Below are 16926 nucleotides of genomic sequence, written 5' to 3' on the forward strand. Positions count from 1 at the left end.
GAGAAACCCATGCTTTTCCACGTACGTATGGATGTAAACATTCCATTGGATATGCCTGCTGAAACAGCCAACGAAATCAAAGCTGTTGAAAAAGCCTATTCACAGGAATTACAGCGTCAAGGCAAGTGGCGTCATATTTGGCGTATTACTGGCCAATATTCAAACATCAGTATTTTTGATGTAGAGAGCAACGAAGAACTGCACAACATTTTACAAGGTCTTCCACTCTACCCTTACATGAATATTGAAGTGATGGCATTGAACCGCCACCCATCTTCAATTCGTGAAGATGACACCTGATTTAATTCGGAAACTGGAGTAAGCACCTTACTCCAGCACCAAAGTAAACATTTAGCAAACCAAGTAAACAAGGAAAGTGGCAGCCAATTATCTCGTTTTTAGTCCAGAGATATTCGCCACCAAAGCACACCTCCAAGGAGAATGAAAATGAATCGCCAAGAAATTGATGCATTAGTTAAGCAAATGAACGTTGATACAGCGACAGGCCCTGTAGATGAACGTGTACAACAAGTTGTTGTGCGTTTATTGGGTGACCTTTTCCAAGCGATCGAAGATCTTGATATTTCTCAGTCAGAACTGTGGAAAGGTCTGGAATACTTTACTGATGCCGGTCAAGCGAACGAATTAGGTTTATTGGCTGCAGGTTTGGGTCTGGAACACTACCTAGACTTACGTGCTGACGAAGCTGACGCGAAAGCAGGCATTACTGGTGGTACGCCACGTACGATTGAAGGTCCACTTTATGTCTCTGGCGCACCTGAAACAGTAAGCTTTGCTCGTATGGACGATGGTTCTGAAGAAGGCAAAATCCCGACGCTGATCATTGAAGGTACAGTGACTGATACTGACGGCAACCGTGTTGAAGGTGCTAAAGTTGAAATCTGGCATGCCAACAGCCTGGGCAACTACTCATTCTTTGACAAGTCACAGTCTGACTTTAACCTGCGTCGCAGCATCATTACCGCTGCCGATGGTCAATATACTGCATTGACGACAATGCCAGTGGGTTATGGCTGCCCTCCAGAAGGTACAACTCAGTTTGTACTGGACAAGCTAGGCCGTCACGGTAACCGTCCATCGCACGTACATTACTTCGTATCTGCACCGGGTTACCGCAAGCTGACTACTCAATTCAATATTGAAGGCGACCAATACCTGTGGGATGACTTTGCATTCGCGACTCGTGAAGGTCTGGTGGCAACTGCGGTTGACGTGACTGACGAAGCTGAAATCGCAAAACGTGGTTTGAAAGGTCCTTTCAAATACATCCAATTCAACGTTGTTCTTCAGAAAGATAAAGAAGGCGCTCCTTCTACTGAAGTTGAACGTCGCCGCGCAAGCGCATAATTTGAATGGAATCGGGATGTGGTCGTTGCCCCATCCCGATGACTGCCCTCCTTGGAAAGTCGGAGAAAGGACATGCCTCGTATTCCTGTAATTAACACCAGCCACTTAGACCGCATTGATGAGCTATTGGTTGATGATTTTGAATCTGGTGAATTTAAACTACACCGTTCAGTATTCACAGACCAAGCCCTGTTTGACCTAGAAATGAAATACATTTTTGAAGGCAACTGGGTTTATTTGGCACACGAAAGCCAAATTCCAAACAACAATGACTACTACACCACTTACATTGGCCGTCAGCCAATTATCATTGCACGTAACCGCAATGGCGAATTAAATGCCATGATCAATGCGTGTTCACACCGTGGTGCACAGTTATGTCGTTACAAGCGTGGTAACAAAGCAACTTATACTTGCCCATTCCACGGTTGGACTTTCAACAACTCTGGTAAGTTGTTAAAAGTGAAAGACCCTGCCGATGCGGGTTATTCAGATTGCTTCAACAAAGACGGTTCACACGACTTGAAAAAAGTTGCCCGTTTTGAAAGCTATAAAGGTTTCTTGTTTGGTAGCTTAAACCCAGATGTTCCTTCTTTAGAAGAATACCTAGGTGAAGCAACTAAAATCATTGACATGATTGTAGGTCAATCACAACAAGGTCTTGAAGTTTTACGTGGTTCTTCAACTTACACCTATGAAGGTAACTGGAAGTTAACTGCTGAAAACGGTGCCGATGGTTACCACGTGTCAGCAGTACACTGGAACTACGCTGCAACAACTCAGCAACGTAAAGAAAAAGAAGCTGGCGACAACATTCGTGCTATGAGCGCAGGTTCATGGGGCAAACAAGGCGGTGGTTCTTACGGCTTTGAAAATGGTCACATGCTACTTTGGACACAATGGGCTAACCCAGAAGACCGTCCTAACTTTGCCAAGAAAGATGAATACACCGAGCAATACGGTGAAGCGATGGCGAAATGGATGATCGAACGTTCACGTAACTTGTGTATCTATCCAAACGTGTACTTCATGGATCAGTTCGGTTCACAAATTCGTGTGTTACGTCCGCTGTCTGTAGATAAGACTGAAGTGACTATTTACTGTATCGCACCTGTGGGTGAAGAGCCAGAAGCACGCGCACGCCGTATCCGTCAATACGAAGATTTCTTTAACGCATCAGGTATGGCAACCCCAGACGATCTTGAAGAATTCCGTGCATGTCAAGCAGGTTACGCAGGTATCGCACTTGAGTGGAACGATATGTGCCGTGGCTCTAAGCACTGGATCCAAGGTCCAGACGATGCAGCCAACGAAATTGGTTTAAAACCAAAACTTTCTGGTATTAAAACTGAAGACGAAGGTTTATACCTTGCTCAGCACCAACACTGGTTAGAACTCATCAAACAAGGCATCGCAACTGAAAAAGAAATTGCGGCATCTACTGAAGGAGAAAACGCATGAGCGACATCACTTTAGAAAAAGTTGCACAGTTCCTTTATCAAGAAGCTCGCTTTTTAGATGATGAGCAATGGGATGAGTGGTTACAGTGCTACGCTCCTACTGCTTCTTTCTGGATGCCAGCTTGGGATGACGATGACCAATTAACTCAAGATCCACAGTCTGAAATCTCTTTGATTTACTACCCAGACCGTCAAGGTTTGGAAGACCGTGTGTTCCGTATCAAAACTGAACGTTCGTCTGCAACCATGCCAGACACACGTACGAGCCACAACATCAACAACATTGAAATTGTTGAACGTGATGGCGATAAAGTGACTGTACGTTTTAACTGGAACACCTTGAGTTTCCGTTACAAAACCAACTACAGCTACTTTGGTATGTCACGCTACGAAATCGACTTTTCTGGCGACAAACCACAAATTTTAAGCAAGTACGTGGTGCTGAAAAACGATTACATCAACCAAGTAATCGACATTTATCACCTCTAAGACTGTATTGATTTACAGCTAGGTAAAAACCTTTCAGCCAGATGGAATTTTGGCTGAAAGGTCAAGTTTTAAAGATTTCTATAGGATATTCAGCCATGTCAAACCACAATGTTGCACTTCAATTTGAAGATGGCGTTACACGTTTTATTTCTGTTACAGATGGTGAAACACTGTCAGACGCAGCTTACCGTCAAAAGATCAATATTCCTTTGGACTGCCGTGACGGTGCATGTGGAACGTGCCGTGCGTTTTGTGAATCAGGTTCGTATGACATGCCTGAAGAAACTTATATTGAAGATGCATTGACACCAGAAGAAGCTGAACAAGGCTATATTCTTGCATGCCAATGTAAACCAACTTCAGACGCAGTATTCCAAATTCAAGCCACTTCTGATGTATGTAAAACTGAAATTCATGCATTTGAAGGTACATTGGCACGTGTTGAAAACTTATCTGACTCGACTATTACCTTTGATATTCAGTTAGATGAAAGTCAACCAGACATTCACTTCCTTGCAGGTCAATATGTGAATGTGGGTATTCCTGGTACAACAGAAACTCGTTCGTATTCTTTCAGCTCTAAGCCTGGTAACCGCTTAACTGGCTTTGTGGTACGTAACGTACCAAACGGAAAAATGAGCGAATTCTTAAGCCAAAACGCTAAAGCTGGCGACAAAATGACCTTTACTGGTCCATTTGGTAGCTTCTACCTACGTAATGTAGCACGCCCTGTGGTGATGTTAGCGGGTGGTACAGGTATTGCGCCATTTATGTCTATGCTGCAAGTGCTTGAAGAAAAAGGTTCTGAGCACCCTGTACGTTTAGTCTTTGGTGTGACCAATGACTTTGACTTAGTCGCAATTGAAAAATTAAACGAACTACAAGAAAAATTCTCTTGGTTCGAGTATCGCACTGTAGTGGCAAATCCAGAATCTGCACATGAGCGTAAAGGTTATGTTACTGGTCATATCGAAAACGAATGGCTCAACGGTGGTGATGTAGACATCTACCTATGTGGTCCAGTGCCAATGGTAGAAGCGGTGCGTGGCTGGTTAGATGCAGAAGGTATTAAACCTGCAAGCTTCCTATTTGAAAAATTCTCTGCCAACTAAGTTTGTTAGACAGTCTAGAAACATAGTCGAAGAATACAATGAATCGCTCAAAAAGATTTGAAAACAAAGTTGTAATCGTGACTGGTGCCGCTCAAGGCATTGGTCGCGGTGTGGCTTTACAAGTGGCTAGCGAAGGCGCACAAGTAGTCATGGCCGACCTTTCTCCTTATGTAGAAGAAGTGTTGGCTGAAATTGAAGAACACGGTGGCGATGCTGTTACTGTAAAAGCCAATCTTGAAACTTTTGCAGGCGCAGAATCTGTTGTTGCAAAAGCACTCGATACCTATGGCCGTGTCGATGTACTCATCAACAACGTCGGTGGTGCAATTTGGATGAAACCTTTCCAAGAATTTTCTGAAGAAGAAATTATCAAGGAAGTGAATCGTTCATTGTTCCCTACTATGTGGTGCTGCCGCGCAGTATTGCCTGAAATGGTGAAAAACCAGAAAGGTACGATTGTAAACGTATCTTCTATTGCAACACGTGGTATTAACCGCGTGCCATATTCGGCGTCTAAAGGTGGTGTAAACGGTTTAACCTCTTCCCTTGCCTTTGAACACGCCAAAGACGGTATTCGTGTCAATGCAATTGCCACAGGCGGTACAGAAGCACCACCACGCAAAGTACCACGTAACGCCAACCCGCTTTCTGAATCAGAACAAGCGTGGATGCAAGAAGTTGTAGATCAAACAATTGATCGTACTTTCTTGGGTCGTTACGGCACTATTCAGGAACAGGTGAATGCTATTTTATTCCTTGCTTCTGATGAATCATCGTACATGACAGGTACTGTTGTACCTGTAGGTGGTGGTGATCAGGGTTAAGCCAAGATCATGACCAACTTTAACAGGATCATTGCTTGATGCAAGGAGGCAAATATTCAATGAGTCACCTGTTCCAAACTTTAAAAAATGACTGGTCAATTTCAGCCACTGTTGCAGGATTCTTAGCAGTGCTGATCTCCTATTCAGGGCCATTGATCATCTTTTTTCAGGCAGCACAGCAAGCCCAAGTTTCCCCAGACATGATGATTTCATGGATTTGGGGAATTTCTATTGGTGCTGCAGTCGCAGGTATCTTTTTATCAATTAAGTATAAAGTACCTGTGGTGACCGCTTGGTCTGCACCGGGTACAGCCTTACTGGTAACGCTGTTTCCAGATATTACCCTGAATGAAGCCGTTGCTGCTTACATCACCTCTGCCGTGGTGATTTTTTTGATTGGAATTACAGGTTATTTTGACAAACTCTTGTCATGGATTCCGCAAGAAGTTGCTGCAGGCATGATGGCGGGAATTTTGGTGCAGTTTGGTTTAGGTTTATTTACTGCAACCGATACCCTGCCATACATTGTATTTGGGATGCTAGCGGTATTTTTATTGGCAAAGCGTTTTAGTCCACGTTATGCCATGATTTGGGTGCTTGCTGCAGGCATTATACTCAGCTTAATGCTCGGTAAAATTAACCCTGTCACCACCAATTTTAGTTTGGCAATTCCACAGTTTATTGCGCCTGAATGGACATGGAATTCTACCTTAAACTTGGCATTACCTTTGATTTTAGTCAGCCTGTCCGGACAGTTTTTACCAGGTATGGCAATTATGAAAATCAGCGGTTATGACATGCCAGCCAAACCGATCATCAGCGCGACCAGTATTGCTTCGCTTGCGGTGGCGTGTGTGGGAGGTATTACCATTGTACTTGCCTCAATTACCGCAGCATTATGTTTAGGTAAAGATGCGCACGAACTGAAAGAAAAGCGCTATATCGCAGGTGTGGCAAACGGTATTTTCTATATTTTAGGTGGGTTATTTGCAGGTAGCATCGTCATGCTATTTAGCTTATTGCCCAAAGAACTGATTGCAGCTTTGGCGGGTCTGGCACTGTTAGGTGCTATTGCCACCAATATTTCTGTTGCAATGGGTCAGGAATCACAACGTGATGCAGCCCTCATCACCTTTTTAGCAACTGCCTCTGGCATGCAGTTTTTAGGGCTAAGTTCTGTATTTTGGGGGATCTGTATTGGTTTGATCGCTCATTTGGTTTTAACCAAACGTGACAACTCAGCAGCGCCCCTACCTTCAACTCAAAGTTCCAAAAGTTAATGGACAGGCAATTGTCTAGGACACATTATGATTGATAAAAGTCAAACTTCTTTAACAGAAGTTCTTTCGCAAATTAAAGATGGTTCAACCATCATGATTGGTGGTTTTGGTACCGCAGGTCAACCAGCGGAACTCATTGATGGTTTGATTGAACTTGGCATCAAAGATTTAATTATTGTGAACAACAACGCAGGTAATGGCGACTACGGTTTAGCTAAATTACTCAAAGCGGGTGCAGTACGTAAAATCATCTGTTCATTCCCACGTCAGTCTGACTCTTGGGTGTTTGATGAACTTTATCGTGCAGGCAAAATCGAACTTGAACTTGTGCCACAAGGTAACTTGGCATGCCGTATTCAGGCTGCTGGTATGGGTCTAGGGCCAATCTACACCCCTACAGGTTTTGGTACGTTGCTTGCAGAAGGCAAACCAACCCTAAATTATGAAGGTAAAGATTACGTTCTTGAAAACCCAATTCGTGCGGACTTTGCTTTAATTAAAGCACAGCAAGGCGACCGTTGGGGCAACTTGGTGTACCGCAAATCTGCACGTAACTTTGGCCCAATCATGGCTATGGCGGCAGATGTGACCATTGCGCAAGTTTCTGCAGTGGTAGAGTTGGGTGCGTTAGACCCTGAACACATTATCACCCCAGGTATTTTTGTTCAGCACGTTGTTGCCGTTGGCGCAAAACAACCTGAACAATCTGCATAACTGTCACGTGAAGGAGAACATCATGAGCTATACCAAATTAACACGTGATCAAATTGCTGAACGTGTGGCGCAAGACATTCCAGACGGTGCTTATGTCAACCTTGGCATTGGCTTACCAACTAAAATTTCTAACTACCTGTCTTCAGACAAAGACGTATTCTTACACTCTGAAAATGGTTTATTGGCTTTCGGTCCACCACCACCTGCAGGCGAAGAAGACCCTGAGTTAATCAACGCGGGTAAAGAGTTCGTCACCATGCTCACAGGCGGTTCATTCTTCCATCATGGTGACTCATTTGCCATGATGCGTGGTGGTCACTTAGACATCGCAGTACTAGGTGCATTCCAAGTCGCTGAAAATGGCGACTTAGCAAACTGGCACACTGGCGCGCCAGATGCCATTCCTGCCGTAGGTGGTGCAATGGACTTGGCCGTTGGTGCGAAAAAAGTCTTTATTACGACTGACCACGTGACCAAAAAAGGCGAAGCTAAAATTGTGGCTGAACTGACTTATCCTGCTACAGGTTTAAAATGTGTAGACCGCATTTACACAGACTTGTGTGTGATTGACGTAACTCCTGAAGGCATGAAAGTTCTTGAGAAAGTTGAAGGCTTAAGCTTTGAAGAATTACAGTCATTGACTGGTGCAAAGCTGATTGATGCGACTCAGGCTTAATCGTCTTTAAATATAATTTTTAATCCCCCTAAATCCCCCTTTTTCAAAGGGGGACTTCCATCAAGTAATTTTAGGTGGGAATCTCCTCCCTTTTTTAAAGGGAGGTTGGGAGAGATTAAGATATTTGGAAAATAAAATATGAAAAACGCATATATCATTGATGCCATCCGTACCCCATTTGGTCGTTATGCAGGTGGTTTAGCACCAGTCCGTGCAGATGACTTAGGCGCATTCCCAATCAAAGCCCTTATGCAACGCAACCCATCTGTAAACTGGGAACAAGTTGATGACGTGATTTACGGCTGTGCCAACCAAGCTGGTGAAGATAACCGTAACGTAGGTCGTATGTCTGCACTTTTGGCAGGTTTACCGTACCAAGTGCCTGCAACCACAGTGAACCGTTTATGTGGCTCATCGCTAGACGCAATTGCGATGGCTGCACGTGCAATTAAAGCAGGTGAAGCCAACTTAATTATTGCAGGTGGTGTTGAATCAATGAGCCGTGCACCATTTGTAATGGGCAAATCAGAATCTGCTTATGGTCGTAGTCAAAAAATTGAAGACACCACTATGGGCTGGCGTTTCATTAACCCAAAACTTAAAGAAATGTACGGCGTAGAAACTATGCCGCAAACCGCTGAAAACGTAGCGGAACAGTTCAATATTAACCGTGCCGATCAAGACTTGTTTGCTTTAACTAGCCAGCAACGTACAGCAGCTGCACAAGCACGCTGTTTCTTTGATAAAGAAATTATTGCGGTGGAAATTCCACAACGTAAAGGTGAACCTGTAGTTGTTGCTACAGACGAACATCCGCGTGCATCAACCACAGCAGAAGCTTTGGCAAAATTGAAGCCAGTGGTAAAAGCTGAAGGTACTGTAACTGCGGGTAATGCGTCAGGCATTAACGATGGTGCAGCTGCCCTACTCATTGCATCTGAAGAAGCGGTAGCACAACACGGTTTAAAACCACGTGCCAAAATTATTGGTTCGACTGTTGTGGGTGTTGAACCACGCATTATGGGTTTTGGTCCTGCGCCTGCAATCAAAAAATTGTTGGCACAAACAGGTTTGACCATTGAACAAATGGACGTGATTGAACTGAACGAAGCCTTTGCTGCACAAGCATTAGCATGTACTCGTGACTTAGGCATTGAAGATGGTTCAGAGAAAGTCAATCCAAATGGTGGCGCAATTGCTCTAGGTCACCCACTAGGTGCATCAGGTGCGCGTCTGGTGACGACTGCGCTGAACCAACTTGAACAAACAGGCGGTAAATACGGTATATGTTCAATGTGTATTGGTGTCGGTCAAGGTATTGCTTTGATCATTGAACGTGTTTAATCCTCATTAAAAGTCCCCCTTTCATAAAGGGGGATTTAGGGGGATTTATAAGATTAAGGATTTAAAAAAAAATGCCAACATTTACATCAAATGATGCACAAATCAATTACCAAACTTTTGGTGATGCTGCAAAACCTGCACTGATTTTTTCAAACTCGCTCGGAACCAACTTCAAAATGTGGCAAGCACAGATTGATTTTTTCCAGCAAGACTTTTTTGTGATTTGTTATGACACCCGTGGTCATGGTGCTTCATCTGCGCCACAAGGCCCATATAGCATTGATCAATTGGGGCAAGATGTTGTAAATCTACTTGACCACTTGAATATTGAAAAAGCGGCTTTCTGTGGTATTTCCATGGGTGGTTTAACAGGTCAATGGTTAGCGATTCATCGTCCAGAGCGCTTTAATCAGGTGGTGGTGTGTAATACTGCAGCAAAAATTGGTCAGGAACAGGCTTGGAACGACCGCGCTGCATTGGTACGTGAACAAGGTTTACAACCGATTGCATCTACTGCAGCATCACGCTGGTTTACTGAACCCTTTATCCAAAGAAGCAACGCGACAGTGGTCAACAATCTTCAAAACGACTTGGCAGCTGGCAGCGCCGAAGGTTATGCGAGCTGTTGCGAAGCTTTGGCTAAAGCGGATGTACGTGAACAACTTAAAGACATTACTGTACCTGTTTTAGTGGTTGCTGGTCAGCAAGATCCTGTCACTACAGTTGTCGATGGTCAGTTTATGGTTGAACGTATTACCAACAGCCAATTGTTTGAAATCAATGCATCACACATTTCTAATGTGGAATTGCCAAACGAATTTAACCAAGCGGTGAAGCAATTTATCCAAGCATAAAACTTCATTGTTATTGTTAATAAGTTAAAAGTTAAAAAAATAGAGCTCTTTCGAGAGCTCTATTTTTTATAGATGAATCCGCAGTTAGACGAGCTGGACTTAAACTAGCTCCACAGCAATCGCTGTTGCTTCACCGCCACCAATACACAATGACGCCACGCCTTTTTTCGCACCAATTCGTTGCAATGCATGAATAAGTGTCACAATAATACGTGAGCCTGAAGAACCCAGAGGATGCCCCAAAGCACACGCTCCGCCCTGAATATTCACCTTAGCAGGGTCTAAATCGAACGCATCTATCGCAAGCATAGTCACCATGGCAAAGGCTTCGTTAATTTCCCATAAGTCTACATCTGCAACAGACCACCCTGCTTTATCTAGCACTTTTTGAATCGCGCCTACAGGAGCAAGAGTAAACTCAGAGGGATGCTGTGAATGAGTCGCGTATGCCACAACTTTTGCAAGCGGTTTTAAGCCACGCTCTGCCGCAACCACATCTGATGTAATCACCAGAGCAGATGCACCATCTGAAATGGAACTGGCATTGGCTGCTGTAATCGTGCCATCCTTTTTAAATGCGGGACGTAAACTGCTAATTTTATCGACTTTGGCATTTAAAGGCTGCTCATCCTGATCGACAATCACATCACCTTTACGTGAATGAACAGTGACAGGCACGATTTCATTTTTAAAATAACCGTTTTTAATCGCATCTACCGCACGGTTTAAAGAACGAATGGCGTATTCATCTTGTTGTTCACGGGTGTAGTTTTTCTTGTCTGCCATTTCTTGCGCCAATACGCCCATCGACAAGCCTGTTTCAGCATCTTCTAAACCTTCCTGAAACATGTGGTCTGTAACTTTGCCATGCCCCATACGGAAACCTGCACGTGCTTTATCTAACAAATACGGCGCATTTGACATAGACTCCATACCGCCAGCAACCACAATTTGCGCTGAACCCGCCTGAATTGCATCTGCAGCTTGCATAACAGCTTTCATCCCAGAGCCACAAATTTTATTGATGGTGGTTGCACCTGTGCTGTCGGGTAAACCTGCTTGACGCATCGCCTGACGCGCAGGCCCTTGTTTTAAACCTGCTGGCAATACACAACCAAAAATTACTTCATCAATGTCAGTCCCACTTAAACCTGCACGTGCAACTGCGTGCTGAATCGCAACCGCGCCTAAATCTGGTGCAGTACAACTGGCCAATGAACCTTGAAAGCCGCCCATTGCGGTACGTACAGCATCTACAATGACAATCATTTTTTAGTCCCTTATTACCGTCTTTTTAAAGTGATTACCGTAAAAGCCATGCTTTTTAAAATTACAAATAACATCCCTGTGAGTTAGCAAGTAATTCACGTTAAATGTAAATCAAAAGATGAGCATTGCAATCTCGCAAAGTGCTGAATTGCTATGCTTGATTGATCTTAGACTTTTAGGCCTTGCTTATGAAAAATAGAATAAAAGTTTTAGAAATCCAATTTTATTTCACCAAAATGACCTCTTTGGTTCAGTTTTATTGACAACCGATTTGGCTTATGGATTGTGCTATTTTTCACATGATATTTTTTAAATTCATTGGTTCACTGATGAACATACGTTAAAACTTACCTTTTCAAGACCTTGGTGCTATTTTCAAGTTGCTCAAACTGCACTAGACTCCAACATGCTTAATTGGTTGTAATTGGAATATTGATTGATGACGACCCTACGCCAAGAAAATTTCCGACGTCGCAAAGAGAAAATTTTGGCAATGGCTGAGATTTTATTACTTGAAAATCATAACGAGATTACATTAAGTGAGTTGGCAGCAGAATTAGACATCGCCAAAGGTACAATTTATAAATATTTTAAAAGCAAAAACCAGCTGTATTTGGAGTTAATTATTTTAAATGAACAGCGTTTATTGGAAATTTCCAAAAAATATCACCATAACTTTAAAACTTATGTTTCGCAGTACATGCTGTATAACATGCTTAATTCCAACCGTACGATTTTGCTGCACTCGATTGAAGAACGCTTAACCAATAATGAACGTAAACTAAATGAATTGTTTGAACAGTTATACGATATTCGTGAGCAGCGTATTTTAGAAATTAAGGACATCACCCAAGCCTATTTAGAGTCCTTTAACAGCGCGATGTCGATCCGTGATTATCTGTCTTATATTTGGACAGTAACTTATGGTGCGTCGTTATTACTCAATTCTACCCATTATCAAAAAGCTATTGGGTCACGTGAACGCTTAATCAAGCTATATATTAATCAAGCACTGATGACGCCAGATAAAGTATCTGCGATTGTTTGATTTTTACATAGTTAGCTTCGTTGGATTCATTGCTGATCCCGCTAAATATTAGCGTCTAAGTAGAAAGAAATTTGCTTTTCAGAACGTATTAACTCACCTCATAAATTTATTCTCTAAATAAAAAATCCCAAAGTTCAAACTTTGGGATTTTTCAAATTCTTTTGACTGTCTAAAGACACATCATTCTGCACTAATATCTTCAAATAATACTGAAGATAAATAACGCTCACCACTGTCAGGTAAAATCACCACAATATTTTTACCTGCATTTTCAGGACGTGCCGCCAATTTTGCAGCAGCAGCCATTGCTGCACCACTTGAAATACCGACTAAAATACCTTCTTGGGTTGCTGTTTTACGCGCCCAGTCAATTGCTTCAGCACTTTCAATCGCAATCACTTCATCCACCAAATCTAAATCTAGGTTTTTTGGAATAAAGTTAGCGCCAATCCCCTGAATTTTATGTGGTGCAGGCGTAATGGCTTCACCACGCTTGGCCTGAGCGATAATTGGAGATTCAGCAGGCTCGACTGCAACAGTATGCAATGCCTGACCTTTTACCTTTTTGAAATAACGCGAAATACCAGAAATCGTACCGCCTGTACCTACACCTGCAACAAGAATATCGACCTTGCCGCCTGTTGCTGCCCAAATTTCTGGGCCTGTGGTTTCTTCATGAATTTGTGGATTGGCAGGGTTATTAAACTGCTGCGGCAAAAAATAAGTTTCTGGATGTTCAGTTGCTAAACGCTCTGCTTCATCCACCGCGCCTTTCATGCCTTTTGCAGGCTCAGTCAGCACTAAATTTGCACCCAAAGCTTTCAAAACCTTACGGCGCTCGATACTCATGCTTGCAGGCATAGTTAGTGTAATTTCATAACCTTTTGCTGCAGCTACAAATGCCAAAGCGATTCCTGTATTACCGCTGGTCGGTTCGACAATATGCATGCCCGCTTTTAACACGCCACGTTTTTCTGCATCTGCTATTAAAGCTGCTCCAATACGGCATTTCACAGAAAATGCAGGGTTACGGCTTTCCACCTTGGCTAAAACCGTTGCACCGCCAGAAATTAAACGGTTAATGCGTACCAATGGCGTGTTACCAATCGCTTCTGCATTATTGCTATATACGGCAATCCCTAAATTTGCTGGTGTTGGAAAAGCTGCATCTGTGGTCATGATTATTCCCTAAGTTATATCTGTATAAACAAAATTTAAATTATCATACCTTTTTATAAAATTTTTGCCGATGTTTCACGAAAATTGTTTTATACAAAAATATGATTAGCTTTCAACAAAATGCGAATTAGAATAAAGAGATGACAACCTCAGTTTAATTGTCGATTTTCTCGGCACTTGGGTTTGAAATTCGCTATTTATTTTTTGACAATAGCAACACATAACAAAATGTAGGGAATGCAATGTCTAATAAACGTTACAGTCAGCTTTATCGTAATTTCACTAAAAAAATCTTAAATAAGATTGTGACGCCACAAGTATTAGGCACGACTGCAGAATTAGAACATCGTGTTGCACAAAGCTCTGAAAAAACACAATTTTGTTATGTGCTACAAGATGCTTCACTCAGTAATACCGTATTGATTGATCAGCAGACGCAATCTCGTGGTTTACCTTCCGTATATGCGCCTTTAAACATTGCCGAGCATCAGGAAGATGATTCCATTTTAGTCTTGCATGAGAAAAACCCACAGCACAGTGCTTATCACTACTCTGCCAAATTGATTCGACTCATTGAAACCTTAGAGCAACATCCTGAACATGATGTGCTGTTAGTTCCCGTAACTGTACTTTGGGGACGTCCACCAGAATATGAAGACTCTTGGTTTAAAGCATTATTTGCCGATGCATGGTCTACGCCAAACAAGCTTAAACAAACCATTAATATTTCACTCTATTCACGTGATAACTACATCGAGTTTCATAAAGCAATTTCCTTACGTCAGCTTATTGAACAAGCCACACAACAACAGCCACACTTATCTCCTGCGCACTTTATTGAGCAACATCTGGAACACAATTTTAATCAACACAAAGAAGCGATTTTAGGCCCAGACTTATCTGACCGCCGTAATTTGATTTATGCGTTGATGAAAAGTGAAGCAGTACAACAAGCTATTCGTAAAGAAAGTATCGAACAAAAAGTCAGTATGTTTGAAGCAGAAAACCGTGCTAAAAGCTATTTAACTGAAATTGTATCGGACTTTTCTTATTCGACTTTGCGTTTTGCTGAACTGGCACTGACCAAGCTTTGGACACAGCTCTATGATGGCATTGAAGTGCATCACTTTGACACGGTACGCGAACTCGCCAAAGACTATGAAATTGTCTATACCCCTTGTCATCGTAGCCACATCGACTATTTGTTGCTGTCTTATGTGATTTTTAATCGTGGCTTGATGGTGCCGCATATTGCAGCAGGTATTAATTTAAATTTACCAATTGTGGGTCAACTCATGCGTGGTGCAGGTGCGTATTTTATTCGCCGTACTTTCAGCGGCAATGAATTATACACCTCGGTATTTAAAGAATATTTATACAGTTTATTGTCACGCAACACCCCACTCGAATACTTCATTGAAGGTGGACGCTCACGTACAGGTTTATTGTTACCACCGAAAAAAGGCATGTTGTCGATGACTATTCAAAGTCATTTACGCGGAGCAACCAAACCTATTGCATTTATTCCGACGTATTTTGGTTATGAAAAACTGATTGAGGGTACATCTTATTTAAATGAATTGAACGGCAAACCCAAAGAAGCCGAATCTTTATGGGGCATTTTAAACTCTGCCCGTAAAATTGAAAAAGTCTTTGGTAAGGTCTATGTCAACTTTGGTGAACCTGTATTTTTAGATGATGTTTTAACTGCCAACCAAGCACACGATGTAAAACTGAATATCAATGACGAACTACCGAGCTCTGTAATTCATACGGTAGATCATACTGCGCATGCGATTTTGGAAAATATCAATAAAGCCGTAGTGATTAATCCAATTGCACTCATCTCTCTGATTTTATTAAATGCCGATCAGCATGCCTTGACACAAGATGAGCTACTCGCCCGAATTGAACAATATCGACGTTTGCTCAAACAATTGTGTTATGACCCCCGTATGATTATTACGGAATTAAATCCACAAGAAATTATTGAATATGCACTAAAACTTAAACAAGTTGAGCATTTTAAACAAGATGATATAGAACAGATTCGAGTCGCTGAAAGCCAAAAAATCTTATTGAGCTATTTTAGCAATAATATTTTACATTGCTTTATTTTACCGGCGTGTGTCGCATTAATTGTGCAGCAGTTTAATGAACAAAACTTAGTGTTATCATGCGCAGAATTAATTCAAAAAATGCAGGCGATTTATCCATATTTGAAACAAGAGTTTTTCTTGGCATGGACGGCGCAAGAACTTTCTCAAGAAATAGAAAAAATTGTGGCGTACTTTATCCAACAAAACTGGGTTACAGAAACAAATCAACAACTACTGCCGAACCCAGCTACCCAGCATGAATTCTATGCCTTAGCTGAACTGGCAAAACCAAGTATAAATAATTTCGTATTGATTCAAGGACTTTTGCTGCATTATAGCGCACACATTCCTTTAAATCTAAAAGTTTTGGAAAAAATGGCAAAAACCGTATTACAACGCGCTGCAGATTCTGCACAATTTAAGTCTGCATATTATTTTGATAGTGCAACCTTAAAAAGTTTTGTTAGCAGTTTAGATCAACAAGGCATCTTACAACACAATGCTACGCAGATAAGCCTAGATGATACGTTTAGTGCAAAAATGTCAGAATACTTTGCTTGGTACAACCCAGAAATTCAGGAATTGTTAACTGCGTCTAGTGAATTTAGTGAGAAAGAATTAAAAAATTTTGAACAAGTGAAAAAATAGGTTTAATTGTAACTCAACCACATTTTGATCAATTTTTTGATTAGAATATCAGCCCATTATTTATGATGGGCTGATATCTTTTCTTAAATGATAATTATTCTCATATATAACCAATGATTTATGTTATATCATTTATCTTCCACTCCCGCCTAATATATTGGGTTAGCTGTAAATTAAGAGAATAAACAATGAACGATGGGCTTGAAATCACATCAATGCGTGAATCTGCGGATACCGTTGTTGGAATTTTAAAATCTTTGGCGAATACTGACCGCCTTTTAATTCTTTGTCATTTATCTCAGCAAGAATTAAATGTTTCTCAAATTGAAGAGTTAACCCAAATTCATCAGCCTACGTTATCGCAACAATTAATGATGCTGCGTAAAAGTGATGTAGTGAATACCCGTCGTGATGGCAAGCAAATTTTTTATTCAATTAAAGATGACAAAATGGTGCAGGTACTTAATACCCTCTATGCACTTTATTGCCCGCAGGTCTAAATGATAATGCCTGTATTATCAGGCATCACCATAAAACTTGAATACTCTCCTGCTATTTCAAA

At 41.8% G+C, this 16926-nt stretch carries 16 protein-coding genes; 14 read left to right on the top strand and 2 right to left on the bottom strand.

Going from position 1 to position 16926, the window contains the following annotated elements; genetic code table 11:
- Positions 1-9 precede the first annotated feature (9 nt).
- The 11 genes from catC (at position 10) to pcaD (ending at position 10121) form a co-directional block, all read left to right on the top strand.
- Positions 10-300 carry a muconolactone Delta-isomerase gene (catC, locus tag LZP46_RS07910; protein ID WP_096901615.1) on the top strand — a complete coding sequence of 97 codons (291 nt, stop codon included), beginning with the start codon at positions 10-12 and terminating at the stop codon, positions 298-300.
- A 147-nt stretch (positions 301-447) separates the two neighbouring features.
- Complete coding sequence (gene catA / locus LZP46_RS07915) at positions 448-1368, top strand: catechol 1,2-dioxygenase (RefSeq protein WP_236093487.1); 921 nt, start codon at positions 448-450, stop codon at positions 1366-1368.
- 72 nt (positions 1369-1440) lie between these two features.
- Positions 1441-2829: a benzoate 1,2-dioxygenase large subunit gene (gene benA / locus LZP46_RS07920; RefSeq protein WP_180005949.1), complete on the top strand. Its 1389-nt coding sequence runs from the start codon at positions 1441-1443 to the stop codon at positions 2827-2829.
- The gene (gene benB, locus LZP46_RS07925; RefSeq protein ID WP_236093488.1) at positions 2826-3317 is read left to right on the top strand and encodes a benzoate 1,2-dioxygenase small subunit; all 492 of its coding nucleotides are present in this window, start codon (positions 2826-2828) and stop codon (positions 3315-3317) included. Before benA ends, benB begins: the two co-directional genes overlap by 4 nt.
- A 95-nt stretch (positions 3318-3412) precedes the next feature.
- Positions 3413-4429 carry a benzoate 1,2-dioxygenase electron transfer component BenC gene (gene benC, locus LZP46_RS07930; RefSeq protein WP_236093489.1) on the top strand — a complete coding sequence of 339 codons (1017 nt, stop codon included), beginning with the start codon at positions 3413-3415 and terminating at the stop codon, positions 4427-4429.
- Positions 4430-4467: 38 nt separating this feature from the next.
- On the top strand, positions 4468-5253 hold the full coding sequence (benD, locus tag LZP46_RS07935; RefSeq protein ID WP_236093490.1) for a benzoate diol dehydrogenase BenD: 786 nt from the start codon (positions 4468-4470) through the stop codon (positions 5251-5253).
- Positions 5254-5312: 59 nt separating this feature from the next.
- Positions 5313-6533, top strand: coding sequence for a benzoate/H(+) symporter BenE (gene benE / locus LZP46_RS07940; protein WP_236093491.1), 1221 nt, complete (start codon positions 5313-5315; stop codon positions 6531-6533).
- A gap of 27 nt (positions 6534-6560) precedes the next feature.
- Complete coding sequence (locus LZP46_RS07945; RefSeq protein WP_236093492.1) at positions 6561-7247, top strand: 3-oxoacid CoA-transferase subunit A; 687 nt, start codon at positions 6561-6563, stop codon at positions 7245-7247.
- Positions 7248-7269: 22 nt separating this feature from the next.
- Positions 7270-7923 carry a 3-oxoacid CoA-transferase subunit B gene (locus LZP46_RS07950; protein WP_236093493.1) on the top strand — a complete coding sequence of 218 codons (654 nt, stop codon included), beginning with the start codon at positions 7270-7272 and terminating at the stop codon, positions 7921-7923.
- Positions 7924-8061: 138 nt separating this feature from the next.
- Entirely contained in the window at positions 8062-9267 is a 1206-nt protein-coding gene (gene pcaF, locus LZP46_RS07955) for a 3-oxoadipyl-CoA thiolase (protein ID WP_236093494.1), read from the top strand.
- 71 nt (positions 9268-9338) lie between these two features.
- On the top strand, positions 9339-10121 hold the full coding sequence (gene pcaD, locus LZP46_RS07960; RefSeq protein WP_236093495.1) for a 3-oxoadipate enol-lactonase: 783 nt from the start codon (positions 9339-9341) through the stop codon (positions 10119-10121).
- A gap of 99 nt (positions 10122-10220) precedes the next feature.
- On the opposite strand, the gene LZP46_RS07965 is transcribed toward pcaD, so the two are convergent.
- Positions 10221-11390 carry a thiolase family protein gene (locus LZP46_RS07965; protein WP_236093496.1) on the bottom strand — a complete coding sequence of 390 codons (1170 nt, stop codon included), beginning with the start codon at positions 11388-11390 and terminating at the stop codon, positions 10221-10223.
- Between the two features lie 439 nt (positions 11391-11829).
- On the opposite strand from LZP46_RS07965, the gene LZP46_RS07970 reads away from it, so the two are divergent.
- Entirely contained in the window at positions 11830-12438 is a 609-nt protein-coding gene (locus LZP46_RS07970) for a TetR/AcrR family transcriptional regulator (RefSeq protein ID WP_236093497.1), read from the top strand.
- A gap of 180 nt (positions 12439-12618) precedes the next feature.
- Here LZP46_RS07970 and cysK read toward each other — a convergent pair whose 3' ends face one another.
- Complete coding sequence (cysK, locus tag LZP46_RS07975) at positions 12619-13617, bottom strand: cysteine synthase A (protein ID WP_236093498.1); 999 nt, start codon at positions 13615-13617, stop codon at positions 12619-12621.
- A gap of 242 nt (positions 13618-13859) precedes the next feature.
- Between cysK and plsB the strand changes: the two genes are divergently transcribed.
- Positions 13860-16364 (top strand): glycerol-3-phosphate 1-O-acyltransferase PlsB, encoded by a 2505-nt coding sequence (gene plsB / locus LZP46_RS07980; protein WP_236093499.1) that lies wholly within the window; start codon positions 13860-13862, stop codon positions 16362-16364.
- 188 nt (positions 16365-16552) lie between these two features.
- Entirely contained in the window at positions 16553-16864 is a 312-nt protein-coding gene (locus tag LZP46_RS07985; RefSeq protein WP_236093500.1) for an ArsR/SmtB family transcription factor, read from the top strand.
- The last annotated feature ends 62 nt before the right edge of the window (positions 16865-16926 follow it).

Origin of the sequence: Acinetobacter sp. SCLZS86 (genome assembly GCF_021560715.1) — a bacterium.
GTDB lineage: Bacteria > Pseudomonadota > Gammaproteobacteria > Pseudomonadales > Moraxellaceae > Acinetobacter > Acinetobacter towneri_A.

Coding starts and splice junctions, on each gene's coding strand:
- pcaD (WP_236093495.1), top strand. CDS start 9,339: ATGCCAACATTTACATCAAATGATGCACAAATCAATTACCAAACTTTT.
- LZP46_RS07965 (WP_236093496.1), bottom strand. CDS start 11,390: ATGATTGTCATTGTAGATGCTGTACGTACCGCAATGGGCGGCTTTCAA.
- cysK (WP_236093498.1), bottom strand. CDS start 13,617: ATGACCACAGATGCAGCTTTTCCAACACCAGCAAATTTAGGGATTGCC.
- benE (WP_236093491.1), top strand. CDS start 5,313: ATGAGTCACCTGTTCCAAACTTTAAAAAATGACTGGTCAATTTCAGCC.
- benA (WP_180005949.1), top strand. CDS start 1,441: ATGCCTCGTATTCCTGTAATTAACACCAGCCACTTAGACCGCATTGAT.
- catA (WP_236093487.1), top strand. CDS start 448: ATGAATCGCCAAGAAATTGATGCATTAGTTAAGCAAATGAACGTTGAT.
- LZP46_RS07970 (WP_236093497.1), top strand. CDS start 11,830: ATGACGACCCTACGCCAAGAAAATTTCCGACGTCGCAAAGAGAAAATT.
- LZP46_RS07985 (WP_236093500.1), top strand. CDS start 16,553: ATGAACGATGGGCTTGAAATCACATCAATGCGTGAATCTGCGGATACC.
- plsB (WP_236093499.1), top strand. CDS start 13,860: ATGTCTAATAAACGTTACAGTCAGCTTTATCGTAATTTCACTAAAAAA.
- LZP46_RS07945 (WP_236093492.1), top strand. CDS start 6,561: ATGATTGATAAAAGTCAAACTTCTTTAACAGAAGTTCTTTCGCAAATT.
- benB (WP_236093488.1), top strand. CDS start 2,826: ATGAGCGACATCACTTTAGAAAAAGTTGCACAGTTCCTTTATCAAGAA.
- catC (WP_096901615.1), top strand. CDS start 10: ATGCTTTTCCACGTACGTATGGATGTAAACATTCCATTGGATATGCCT.
- benC (WP_236093489.1), top strand. CDS start 3,413: ATGTCAAACCACAATGTTGCACTTCAATTTGAAGATGGCGTTACACGT.
- benD (WP_236093490.1), top strand. CDS start 4,468: ATGAATCGCTCAAAAAGATTTGAAAACAAAGTTGTAATCGTGACTGGT.
- LZP46_RS07950 (WP_236093493.1), top strand. CDS start 7,270: ATGAGCTATACCAAATTAACACGTGATCAAATTGCTGAACGTGTGGCG.
- pcaF (WP_236093494.1), top strand. CDS start 8,062: ATGAAAAACGCATATATCATTGATGCCATCCGTACCCCATTTGGTCGT.